Here is a 12,741-nt window from a genome sequence, read left to right as displayed (position 1 = left end):
CATGAAGCAGCAGTCGCCTTCCGTGGCAATCGTCGGCATCGGCGGGATCTTTCCCGACGCGCCGGAACTGACAACTTTCTGGAATAACATCCGCAACGCGAAAAGTGCCGCCCGCGAGGTCCCGGCCGGAAGATGGCAGCTTCCGGCCGACACCGCCTTCCACCCGGAAGCTGGAAAGCCCGACCACGTCTACTCCAAGCGCGGCTGCTTCATCGACTCCATACCTCCCCTGGCGAGCCTGTCGGGGCTGAACGTCGACCCGGAGCTCGCCTCCGGGCTCGATCCCCTGTTCCACCTGCTGCTGCACGCCGGCAAAAGGGCCTTCGACTCCGCCGTCACCACCGGGGTTGACCGCTCCCGCATCGGCGTCATCATCGGCAATCTGGCGCTTCCCAGCGAGAAATCCGCAGAACTCTCCCGCGCTCTCCTAGGGCGGAGCTTCGAGGAAAAGCTCCTTGGCCACGCCGGGGACGAACCGATCCCGCAGGGGCTGAACCGCTACGTGGCCGGGCTCCCCGCGGGCCTTCTCGCCGCCGCGCTCGGCCTGGGCGGGGGGTGCTGCACCCTCGACGCCGCCTGCGCCTCCTCCATCTACGCCATCAAACTTGCCTGCGACGAGCTTCTCTCCGGCCGTGCCGACGCCATGCTCACCGGCGGGCTCTCCCGCCCCGATCCGCTCTACACCCAGATGGGCTTCTCCCAGCTGCGCGCGCTGTCGCGCCGCGGCATCTGCTCCCCCTTCGACGCCAGCGGCGACGGTCTCGTCGTCGGCGAGGGCGCGGGTATCTTCGTGCTGAAAAGGCTCGCTGACGCCGTGGCGCAAGGGGACAAGATCTACGGCGTGATCAAGGGGATCGGTCTTTCCAACGACGTGGGAGGAAGCCTTTTGGCCCCCCTTTCCGACGGGCAGCTGCGCGCCATGCGCGCCGCCTACGTGAAAGCTGGGTGGAACCCGCAGGACGTCGACCTGATCGAGTGCCACGCAACCGGCACCCCCGTAGGGGACGCCACAGAAGTGGCGAGCCTCAGGGAGCTTTGGGGCGAGAAGGGAAAAGCCGGGAAAGGGTGCGTCATCGGCTCGGTGAAGTCCAACATCGGCCACCTTTTGACCGCGGCAGGTTCCGCTGCGCTCACCAAGGTGCTCCTCGCCATGGCGGAGGAGACCCTTCCCCCCACCGCCAACTTCAACCAGGCGCCGGCAAACTTCCAGCTGGAAGAAAGCCCCTTCCGGGTGCTGCAAAGCGCCACCCCGTGGAAAAGACGCGCCGACAATGTCCCGCGCCGCGCCGCCGTTTCCGCCTTCGGCTTTGGCGGCATCAACGGTCACCTGCTGGTCGAGGAATGGCTCCCTGAGAGCGAGGCCGCAGCCTCCCCTGTGCCGGAGAAGGGTTGCCCCATCGCCGTCGTCGGCCTCGATGCCCGCTTCGGGCAGTGGCAGGACCTCCCCTCCTTTCAGGCGCGCGTCCTGGGCGGAGGCGCGCCGGCGCGCCCGACCCAGCCCAAGGACTGGTGGGGCGCCGAGAAGAGCGCCTGGTTCGCCAAGGAAAAGCTGAAAGACACTCCCTTCGCCGGTTTCTACCTGGACCAGTTCGCCCAGAGCCCGGCGCAGTTCCGCATCCCACCCAAGGAACTGGAAGAGATGCTTCCCCAGCAGCTCCTCATGCTGCAGTCGGCCGCCGCAGCCATCGCGGACGCGGGGATGGACAAGAAGGAGAACCTGCGTGCCGGGGTCTTCATCGGTATCGCGCTCGACCTGAACAGCACCAACTTCGCCTTCCGCTGGTCCATTGCCGAAAAGGCGCGTGAGTGGGCCAAGGAGCTGGGCCTTAACCTCAACGATCAGGAATTTGAGCAGTGGGTAGCAGAGCTTCGCGAAGCTGCGGGCCCGGCCTTGAGCGCTAACCGGACCATGGGCGCCCTGGGAAGCGTCGTGGCAAGCCGCGTCGCCCGCGAATTCCGCTGCGGCGGCCCCAGCTTCACCGTATCCAGCGAGGAAAGCTCCGGACTGCGGGCCTTGGAGACCGCGGTGCGCCAGCTCCAGGGCGAGGAGATCGACCGCGCCGTCGTCGGGGCCGTCGACCTTGGCGGCGACCTGAGAGCGGCCATCGGCCAGCACCTGGGACGCCCCTACTCCCGTTTCGGCAGCGCTACCCCGTTCGACCAGTCTGCCGACGGCGCCATTGTGGGTGAAGGTGCTGCCACCGTTATTTTGAAGCGCCTGGAAGACGCGGAGCGCGACGGGGACAGGATCTACGCCGTGATCGGCGGCGTTGGTACTGCCAGCGGCGACCTGCTCCTTCCCGGCGCGGCCGCCTACCGCCACGCGCTGGAGCGCGCCTACGGCGAGGCCGGAGTCGCGCCGGAAAAGGTCGGCTACCTTGAGGCCCATGGCAGCGGACACGCCGCCGAGGACCGCATGGAAGCGGCCGCACTGGCCGACTTCTTCGACGACCCCGCCGGCGCCGCAGCTTCCCAAAGGCGCTGTGCCGTCGCCAGCGTCAAGGCCGACATAGGGCACGCCGGCGCCGCGAGCGGCCTTGCCTCGCTGGTCCGCGGCTGCCTGGCGCTTTACCAGGAGATCATCCCGGGGGCGCGCTCCGGCGAGCGGCCGCTCGGCAAGGTATCCGGAAACGGCGCCCTCTTCCTCCCGGAGGCCTCGCGCTTCTGGCTCAGGAACCGCTGCGAAGGACCGCGCCACGCCGGCGTCAGCGTCTTCGGGGTGGACGGCAGCTGCAGCCACGTCGTGCTTCAGGGGTACGACAAGGAGCAGCAAAAAGCCACGGCGGAGAAAGTCGCGCCTTTGGGCGGCTGGGACGAGTACCTCTTCTGCATCGCAGGAAGCGACCGGCAACAGCTGGCCGAACGCCTGCAGCAGTTGAAACTGCAGGCTGAGAAAACACCGGCTCCCTCCCTGTCTGCGCTCTCGCACGAACTGCTCGACAGCCAGAGGGGTCTTGCCGCTGAGCCGCTGGCGATAGCCCTTGTGGCGCGCAGCCTCGAAGAGCTCGCTGCGCTCTGCCTGCAGGGGGAGCGGATGGTCCAGTCCGACCCGGCCTACGCCGAGGCGGTGCTACACCCGTCGCTGCGCGACCGCATCTTCTTTAGCGCCGAGCCAATGGGCAAATCAGGGAAGATCGGCTTCGTCTACCCCGGTTCCGGCAACCACTTCGCCGGGATGGGGATGGAGCTTTCCGCACGCTGGCCGCAGGTCTACCGCCGCCAGGACAGCGAGAACCTCTACCTGCGCGACCAGTTCCAGCCGGAGCAGTTCTGGAACGGCGCCCCGGTGGAGAACGTCAACGAGAACCACCTGGCGGTTATCTTCGGCCAGGTGGCTACTGGCTGCGCCGTGACCGACGTGGTGCGGCAGTTCGGGATCGACCCCAACGCCGTGATCGGCTACAGCCTTGGGGAATCCGCCGGTCTCTTCGGCACCCGCACCTGGGTCGAGCGCGACCTCATGCTGTCGCGCATGAAAGCCTCCACACTCTTCACCCGCGACCTGGCAGGAGAGTGCCGCGCCGCCAGGGAGGCATGGGGTGAAACCGAGGGAAAAGAGATCCACTGGAGCATCGGCGTCATCGACGCTCCGGCCCGCGAGGTGCGACGCGCGCTGAAGAAAACCTCGCGCGTCTATCTGCTCATCGTCAACACCCCGGACGAGTGCGTCATCGGCGGAGACGTGAAATGGGTTAAGCACCTGGTCGCCATGCTGGACTGCCGATTCTTCCCGCTCCAGGGAGTCACCACGGTGCACTGCGAGGTGGCGCGCCAGGTGGCAACGCCCTACCGCGACTTGCACAACTTCAACACCACCCCTCCCGCAGGGGTCACCTTCTACAGCGGCGCTGCCGGCGCGGCGTATCAGGTGCACCGCCGCTCCGCCGCCGACTCGATCCTCTCCCAAGCCATCGAAGGGATCGACTATCCCAAGGTGATCGAGACGGCCTACGCCGAGGGGGTGAAGTATTTCATCGAGATGGGACCGGGCGGCTCCTGCAGCCGTATGATCGGACGCATCCTCGCCGGACGCCCCCACATGGCGCGCTCCGTCTGCCTCCCCGGGGTGGATGCCAACTCGGCATTGCTGCGGCTCTTGGCCCAGCTCACCTCGGAGCGGGTTCCCGTCGACTTCGAACCGCTTTTCGCCCTGACACCGGCGCGGGTCCCCGCCACCATAGCCACCGGCGATGGCAATTCCATCCGCTTCACCACCGGCGGCGAGGCATTCGCACCGTCGCGCCCGGGGAAGGAAGTTTCGGCACCGGTAGCGGCGCAAGTCAAGCCGATGGCACCGGCTTCCTCTGTACCTGCCGCGGCAGCGGCACCGCAGTCTACGCAAATAAGGCGGTCCACAGATGCGCCGGTAAGTGCGATGCGGATTCCGGTTACAGATCAAGCACCTGCACCGACACAACCTGCGGCGCAGCATACCCCATCCCAAGCGCAGCCTAAGGCGGCCTCGCCCCTGATGGGGCAGCCGCAGGTGAACCCAGCGCCGCTACAGGCCGTTGCGCCGCTCCCCATAGAGGGTGCGGTCCAGGAACCTTTGCTGCGCGAGTTCGCAGCCGCACAGGAGGCCTCCCAGCAGGCTCATGAGGCATACCTGCGCGTCGCCAATGACCTCTCCCGCTCCATCGCGGAAACGCTTGCGCTGCAGATATCCCTGCAACAGCAGATGCTGCAGGCTGGTATCCCCATCGAAACGGCGCCTGCTTTCCAGGCAACGGCAAGCAACGCGGCATGGTCCCCGGAACCGGCTGCGGCAACACACGCTGCGCCCCAGGTGGCAGCGCAGCCCTCAGCCGTGGCTGCACCCTATCCTGGCGCCCTTCCGGCGCTCTACGACGAGCAGATGTGCTTCGAGTTCGCCATCGGGTCTGTTGCCAAGATGCTGGGACCCGAGTTTGCCGAGGCGGACACCTTCCCGACCCGCGTCAGGCTCCCCGACGCGCCGCTGCAACTGGTGCACCGCATCGTGGCGCTGGAGGGAGAGCCCAAGTCCATGACTAGCGGCCGCGTGGTGACCCAGCACGACGTGCACCCGGGCGCCTGGTACCTTGACGGCGGCCGCATCCCGACCTGCATCGCCGTCGAGGCAGGGCAGGCCGACCTCTTCCTTTCCGGTTACCTGGGGATCGACTTCATCACCAAAGGGCTGGCCGTGTACCGCCTTCTGGACGCAGTGGTCACCTTCCACCGCGAGCTTCCCGGGCCGGGCGAGACCATCAACTACGACATCCGCATCGAGCGCTTCTTCCGCCAGGGGGAGACCTACCTGTTCCGTTTCCACTTCGAGGCGACGGTGAACGGGGAGCCGCTTCTCTCCATGCGCAACGGCTGCGCCGGGTTCTTCACCCAGGAGGAACTCGACGCCGGCAAGGGGATCGTGCGCGGCGCCATCGACCTGCGCCCCAAAACCGGAAAGCTTCCGGCGGATTGGAAGTACCTGGTGCCGATGCAGCCTGCCGCATACGGCGCCGGGCAGTTGAACGCGCTGCGCAACGGTGATCTCGCGTCCTGCTTCGGCCCCCTCTTCGCCGGGCTTAGCGTACGTCGCCCGCTCACCATACCGGGCGGAAGAATGGAACTGGTGCACCGCGTCATGGAGCTTGTGCCCGACGGCGGGCGCTGTGGCCTGGGCTTCATCCGCGCCGAGGCAGACATCCACCCCGACGACTGGTTCATTACCTGCCACTTCGTCGACGACCGCGTCATGCCCGGCACGCTCATGTACGAATGCTGCATGCACACGCTGCGCATCTTCCTGCTGCGCCTGGGCTGGGTGGCAGAGGCCGAAGGCGCCACCTGGCAGCCCGTTCCCGGCGTCGCCAGCCAGCTTTGCTGCCGCGGCCAGGTGCTGGAGACGACCAAGGTGGTCACCTACGAGGTGACGGTGCGTGAGCTGGGGTACCGCCCTGAGCCTTACGCCATCGTGGACGCGCTGATGTACGCCGACGGCAAACCGATCGTAGAGATCACCAACATGTCGGCCCAGCTGACCGGGACCAACCATCAAGCGCTGCTTGAACTTTGGGGCGGTAAAGGTGTGGAAATTTCTGCAGCAACCGTTTCGGCTCCGATCAGCGGCAGCTACGACGTGAAGCCGGCGGTCTACACCAAGGAGCAGATCCTCGCCTACAGCAACGGCAAGCCGTCCGAAGGGTTCGGCGACAGATACCGGATCTTCGACAGCGGGAGAAAGATCGCCCGGCTCCCCGGCCCTCCCTTCCAGTTCATGGACCGGGTGACCGCGGTGCGGGGCGAACCGTGGCAGATGGTCCCGGGGGCGATGGCCGAGGCGCAATACGACATCCCGGTCGACGAGTGGTATTTCGCCGCGGACCGTCAGCCGCGCATGCCCTTCTCCGTACTGCTCGAAGCGGCACTGCAGCCCTGCGGCTGGCTGGCCGCCTACGTGGGCTCCGCGCTCACCACCCCCAACGACATCTCCTTCAGGAACCTGGGAGGAACGGCGGTGCAACATAGGGCAGTGACGCCTGGAACCGGCACGCTCACCGCGACCGCCACCCTCACCAAGGCGGCGACGAGCGGCGGCATGATCATCCAGGAGTTCACCTTCAGCGTGGCCGACCGCCAGGGCGTCCTTTACGAGGGAGAGACCATGTTCGGCTTCTTCGCCAAGGAGGCGCTGGCGAACCAGGTCGGCATCAGGGACGCAGCCCCGCACCAGCCGACGGCTGATGAAATCGCGCGCGGGAAGAAGCTCCCCTACCCCGAGAGCCGCCCGTACCCGGAGAAAAAGCTGAGGATGATCGACCAGATCGAGCTCTACGTCGCCGACGGCGGCCCGGCAGGTCTCGGTTACCTGAAGGGGACCAAGCAGGTCGACCCGGACGAGTGGTACTTCAAGGCTCACTTCTATGAAGACCCGGTGACCCCGGGCTCGCTGGGGCTCGAGTCCTTCATGCAATTGGTGAAGTTCGCAGCAGTCGAGCGTTGGGGCTGGCAGGAGGGCGACACCCTGGCGGCAGTGGCGCTGGAGCGGGAGCACCGCTGGCTCTACCGCGGGCAGGTGGTGCCGACCAACAAGGAAGTCACCGTCATCGCCTGGATCACCGCCGTCGACGAAGCCAACAGGATACTCACCGCCGCCGGGTTCCTGTATGTGGACGGGCGCGCCATCTACCAGATGAACGACTTCACCCTGCAGTTGGAGCGGGGGTAGGCTGACTCCTCTGTGTTCCTGGGTGCTCCTCTGTGGTGAGTGCTTTTAAGGTTTTGGTTTTCTCTGTTTACCGGCCTTTGTTGTGAGGCAGTAAGTTTTTGATTTTTCTCCGTGGCCTCCGTGAACCTCCGCGTCCTCTGTGGTCATGCTGTTTAGATTCCAAGGTTCAGTTTTTAAGGTGATGAATGAAGTATTCCAAGGTATTTATCGAATCTTTCGGCTATGAGCTGGCCCCGGTGGTCGTCACTTCAGACGAGCTGGAGGCGCGGCTGGAGCCGCTATACAAGACCCTGCACTTTACCCCCGGACAGCTCCAGGCGCTGACCGGCATCCGCGAGAGGCGCTGGTGGGAGCCCGGCTTTCAGCTTTCCAAGGGGGCCGTCGCCGCAGGCAAGAAGGCGCTCTCGGCGGCCGGCATCCCTGCCTCCGAGATCGGGGCTCTCCTTTACACCGGCGTCTGCCGGGAGCGTTTCGAACCCGCCACAGCCTGCCGCGTGGCAGCGGGGCTCGGCATCTCGGGTAACACCGCAGTGTTCGATCTCTCCAACGCCTGCCTCGGCGTCCTGAACGGCATCCTCGAGGTGGCAAACCGCATCGAACTGGGACAGATCCGGGCGGGACTGGTTGTTTCCTGCGAGAGCGCCCGGGACATCAACGACATCATGATCGCCCGCATGCTGGAAGACAGGAGCATGGAGAACTTCGCCAGCTCGCTCGCCACCCTCACCGGCGGCTCCGGGGCAGTGGCGGTACTTCTCACCGACGGCTCCTTTTCCAACTCCGGCAGGCGGCGCCTGCGCGGCGGAATGACCCAGGCGGCCCCCGAACACCACGCCCTTTGTCTTTGGGGGATAACCCCCGACGGCAAGGGAGGTTTTGAGCAGTCGATGAGCACCGACGCGGTGAGCGTGATGAACTACGGCGTGGAGCTGGGGCGGCGCACCTGGGAGGAGTTTCTTCCCGAGGTGGGCTGGAGCGAGCACGACGTCGACCGCGTCATCTGCCACCAGGTCGGTAGCGCGCACCAGAGCGCCATCCTGAAAACCCTTGGTATCCCGCTGCAGAAGGACTTCACCAGCTACGAGTTCCTGGGCAACATGGGGACGGTATCTCTCCCCTTGACCGCGGCGCTTGCCGACGAGAGGGAGGTCCTCTCCGAGGGGGACCACGTGGCGCTTCTGGGGATCGGCAGCGGGCTCAACTGCTTAATGCTCGGGGTCGATTGGTAACGAGACGACGAATACACAGGCACAGGTAAGTATCTAATGACTTTCGACATAAAAGCGCACTACCCCTTCACCGGACGCACCCTTGACCTGGACGGCCTCTCCTACCACTACCTCGACGAGGGCGCGGGAGACCCGGTGGTCATGGTGCACGGAAACCCTTCCTGGTCCTTCTATTACCGGAACTTGGTGCTGGCGCTGCGCGACAATTTCCGCTGCATCGTCCCGGACCACATCGGCTGCGGCTATTCGGACAAGCCCGGCGACGACCGCTACGACTACACTCTGCCGCGCCGCATCGACGACCTGGAGCGCCTGATCGACCACCTGCACCCGGAGGGGAAGATCACCCTGGTGCTGCACGACTGGGGCGGGATGATCGGTATGGGGTACGCCAGCCGGCACCCGGAGCGGATCGGGCGCATCGTGCTTTTGAATACCGCGGCCTTCCATCTCCCGAAGGAGAAGCCCTTCCCGCTCGGGCTGAAGATCTGCCGGGAAACGGCACTGGGGACGCTCCTTGTGCGCGGCTTCAATGCCTTCAGCGTGGGTGCCTCCATCGTCGGCTGCAAGAAGCACCCGATGCCCTGCGAGCTGCAGCAGGCCTACCGCTCCCCCTACAATTCCTGGGCGAACAGGATCGCCACGCTGCGCTTCGTCCAGGACATCCCTCTTGCCCCCGGCGACCGCAACTACGACCTGGTCAGCGAGATAGCCGCGGGGCTGGAGCGCTTTGCCGATCTCCCCATCGCCATCTTCTGGGGGGAGCTCGACTTCGTGTTCGACCGCACCTTCCTCGCTGAGTGGCAGCGCCGCTTCCCCAAGGCAAGAGTGAAAAGCTACCCCGACGCCGGGCATTACATCCTGGAAGACATGAAGCACGAGGTGGTGCCTATGATCGCCGAATTCCTGCGAGAGACCACACCCGGGGAGATCCGCTGAGTCCATGCTAGAGAGCGAACTGGTCAACATTGCCGCACATCTGCCGGAGATGGCGAAGCGCCAGCCCGACACCAGGGCCATCATCTTCCCAAAGCAGAACCGGAGCCTTAGCTTCTCCGAACTGAACACGCTGAGCGACCGGATCGCGCGGGGGCTAATCGCCAACGGCATCTGCCGCGGGGTGCGCACCGTGCTGATGGTGACGCCGAGCCCGGAGTTTTTCGCCCTCACCTTCGCACTCTTCAAGGTGGGCGCGGTGCCGGTGCTGATCGACCCGGGGCTGGGGATCAAGAACCTGAAGCAGTGCTTCTCCGAGGCTCAGCCGCACGCCTTCATCGGCATTCCCAAGGCGCATCTGGCGCGGCTCATCTTCGGCTGGGGCAAGGAGACCATCAGGACCTGCATCACCGTCGGCTCGCGCCTTTTCTGGGAAGGAACCACCCTCAAAAGGATCATCGACGAGCACACCGACGCCTCCCCCTTCGTCCCCGCCCCGACGAGCTCCGAGGACGTGGCCGCCATCCTCTTCACCAGCGGCAGCACCGGGGTCCCGAAGGGGGCAGTCTACAGCCACGGCAATTTCGCAGCACAGGTGCAGGCGCTGAAACAGGTGTACGGCATCGAGCCGGGCGAGATCGACCTCCCCACCTTCCCGCTCTTCGCCCTCTTCGCCCCCGCCCTCGGCATGACCGCCGTAATCCCGGAGATGGACTTCACCCGCCCCGGCTCGGTGGACCCGAGGAAGATCATCGGCGCCATCCAGAAATACGGCGTCACCACCATGTTCGGCTCCCCTGCCCTCATCAACCGGGTCGGGCGCTACGGCGTGAAACATCAGGTGAAACTCCCCACCTTGAGGCGCGCCATCTCGGCCGGGGCTCCGGTCTCGGCCGCGGTACTGGAGCGTTTCACCTCGCTGCTAAACCCGGGGGTGCAGGTCTTCACCCCCTACGGCGCCACAGAGGCGCTTCCCGTCTGCTCCATCGGCAGCACCGAAATCCTGGAGACCACCAGGAAGATCACCGATGCCGGCGGCGGCGTCTGCGTGGGGAGACCGGTCGAGGGGATCCGGCTGGAGATCATCCAGATCAGCGACGACCCCATCTGCTGCTGGCACGAATCGCTCAGGGTGCCGACCGGGAAGATCGGCGAGATCGTAGTGCAGGGAGAGCAAGTCACCAAGGGGTACTACAACCGCCCCGAATCTGACCACTTATCGAAGATCGCCGACCCCGAGACCGGCTCCTTTTTCCACCGTATGGGAGACTTGGGCGGGCGTGACGAGGAAGGAAGGATCTGGTTCTGCGGACGCAAATCACACCGCGTGGAGACCGAATCGGGGCCGTTTTACACCATCCCGTGCGAGGCGGTTTTCAACACGCACCCGGCAGTGTTCCGCACGGCGCTGGTGGGGGTGGGCGCGCCGGGCGAAGTAAAGCCCGTCCTCTGCGTGGAGCTGGAAAAGGACGTCAAGGCTGACCCCGAGCAGGTGCGGGTCGAACTCCTTGCGCTGGCGCAGGACCATATCCACACGAAGTCGATCGACACCATCCTGTTCCACCCCGCTTTCCCGGTGGACATCCGTCACAACGCCAAGATCTTCCGTGAAAAGCTGTCAGTCTGGGCGGCTGCGAGGCTCAAATGAAAGCTCTCGTGACCGGCGGGGGAGGTTTCCTGGGCTCCGCCATAGTGCGCCAACTGCTGGCCCGGGGAGACCAGGCGATCAGTTTCTCGCGCTGCGAGTACCAGGAATTGGCCGCGCTCGGCGTGGAACAGCGCCGCGGCGACCTGTCGGACCTGGAAGCGGTGGTGGAGGCGGCCCGCGGCTGCGACGTCGTTTTCCACGTCGCGGCGAAAGCCGGGATATGGGGTGAATACGAGGAGTACTACCGCGCCAACGTCACCGGCACCGAAAACGTCATCGAAGCCTGCCGCAGGCTCGGCATCAAAAGGCTCGTCTATACCGGCTCCCCCAGCGTGGTTTTCGACGGCTCCGACGTCGAGGGAGGGGACGAGTCGCTCCCCTATCCCGCGCATTTCGAGGCGCACTACCCCCACACCAAAGCCCTGGCCGAGCAGGCGGTGCTCGCGGCGAATAGTCCCACGCTTGCGACCGTGTCGCTCCGCCCCCACCTGATCTGGGGCCCCGGCGACAACCACCTGGTGCCGCGCATCGTGGCGAAGGCACGCGCCGGTGCCTTGAAACGGATCGGCAACCGCCCCTGCCTCGTGGACACGGTGTACGTCGAAAATGCCGCGGAGGCTCACCTGAACGCGGCCGACCGGCTGAAATCGGGAAGCACGCCGGCGGGAAAGGCCTACTTCATCTCCAACGGTGAGCCGGTCCCGCTCTGGGATATGGTGAACCGTATCCTCGCAGCGGCAGGACTACCACCGGTGATGCGCCGGGTTTCTCCCGGCATTGCCTACGGCGCAGGAGTTGTCTGCGAGGCCCTCTGGAGGGTGCTGCGCCTCTCCGGTGAGCCACCGATGACCCGGTTCGTCGCCAAGGAGCTGGCCACTGCGCACTGGTTCGACATCTCGGCTGCGCGCGCCGACCTCGGCTACCATCCCCGCGTATCCATCGAGGAAGGGCTTAAGCTGCTGCAAGAATCCCTGGGGCAAGGGCGTTGATAGCGGTTCCGGGGGAGGAAGGAGCTTTCTTCGAGCTGGCTTCGCTGGAACAAACCGAAGTGGAAAGGGAGCGGCTTTACACCAGCCTCTCTCCCGACGAGCTGCTGCGAGGCGATCGCCTCCTGGATCCGGTGAAGAGGGAGCGCTTCCTGGTGGGGCGCGGGATATTGCGAGGGCTGCTGGGGGGTGTTACCGGGGAGAAAGCGCGGGAGATCAGCTTCTGTTACGGGGAATACGGCAAACCGTCGCTGCAGCAAGCCTCAACAACCGGTTCCATAGGGTTCAACGCCTCCCATTCCGGCACGCAGCTTCTGGTTGGAGTCGTCTTCGGCGGCGAGGTGGGGGTGGACCTGGAGGAGCTCAGGCTGGATCTCGACTTCGCACCCATGGCCCGGCGCTACTTCTCTCCCCGCGAACAGCAGGAACTGTTCAGCCTCCCCTGGGAGGAGCAACTCCCCGCTTTTTACCGCTGCTGGACCCGCAAGGAAGCTTATCTCAAGGGAATCGGCGCCGGCTTTTCGCAACCCTCCACCTGCTTCGACGTCTCTTTGCTTCCAGGGGAAAAACCCGCGCTCCTGGCGCACCGCATCACGCCGGATGACGTCGACCGGTGGCGCTTGCACGATCTCCCCGTCCCATCCGGCTACTGCGCCGCGATAGCCATCCGCAACACCTGAGCCACCGGCAACGAACTACATCCCACACCCCACCCCTCTCCCTGCGGGCGGGGGGAGACAAGCCAAGTCACCG

Annotated in this window: 6 protein-coding genes; all 6 read left to right on the top strand. The window is 65.5% G+C overall.

The genetic code is table 11. The features are described from left to right. Window position 1: 1 nt before the first annotated feature. The 6 genes from GEOBRER4_RS09780 to GEOBRER4_RS09755 all read left to right on the top strand — a co-directional run bounded on the left by GEOBRER4_RS09780 (window position 2) and on the right by GEOBRER4_RS09755 (window position 12,668). Window positions 2-7,189 (top strand): beta-ketoacyl synthase N-terminal-like domain-containing protein, encoded by a 7,188-nt coding sequence (locus GEOBRER4_RS09780; RefSeq protein ID WP_185245241.1) that lies wholly within the window; start codon window positions 2-4, stop codon window positions 7,187-7,189. 185 nt (window positions 7,190-7,374) lie between these two features. Beyond that, window positions 7,375-8,418 carry a 3-oxoacyl-ACP synthase III gene (locus GEOBRER4_RS09775; RefSeq protein ID WP_085812779.1) on the top strand — a complete coding sequence of 348 codons (1,044 nt, stop codon included), beginning with the start codon at window positions 7,375-7,377 and terminating at the stop codon, window positions 8,416-8,418. 36 nt (window positions 8,419-8,454) lie between these two features. Then, window positions 8,455-9,357, top strand: a complete 903-nt coding sequence (locus tag GEOBRER4_RS09770) for an alpha/beta fold hydrolase (RefSeq protein WP_185245240.1) — start codon at window positions 8,455-8,457, stop codon at window positions 9,355-9,357. 4 nt (window positions 9,358-9,361) lie between these two features. Then, window positions 9,362-11,002: a fatty acid CoA ligase family protein gene (locus GEOBRER4_RS09765; RefSeq protein ID WP_185245239.1), complete on the top strand. Its 1,641-nt coding sequence runs from the start codon at window positions 9,362-9,364 to the stop codon at window positions 11,000-11,002. Next, window positions 10,999-11,991 (top strand): NAD-dependent epimerase/dehydratase family protein, encoded by a 993-nt coding sequence (locus GEOBRER4_RS09760; RefSeq protein WP_185245238.1) that lies wholly within the window; start codon window positions 10,999-11,001, stop codon window positions 11,989-11,991. The genes GEOBRER4_RS09765 and GEOBRER4_RS09760 overlap by 4 nt, the downstream gene beginning before the upstream one ends. Beyond that, entirely contained in the window at window positions 11,988-12,668 is a 681-nt protein-coding gene (locus GEOBRER4_RS09755; RefSeq protein ID WP_185245237.1) for a 4'-phosphopantetheinyl transferase family protein, read from the top strand. Before GEOBRER4_RS09760 ends, GEOBRER4_RS09755 begins: the two co-directional genes overlap by 4 nt. The last annotated feature ends 73 nt before the right edge of the window (window positions 12,669-12,741 follow it).

It is taken from the genome of Citrifermentans bremense, assembly GCF_014218275.1.
Classification (GTDB): domain Bacteria; phylum Desulfobacterota; class Desulfuromonadia; order Geobacterales; family Geobacteraceae; genus Geomonas; species Geomonas pelophila.
Note: the sequence above shows the minus strand (reverse complement) of the source record. Positions and strands in the feature narration are given on the sequence as shown.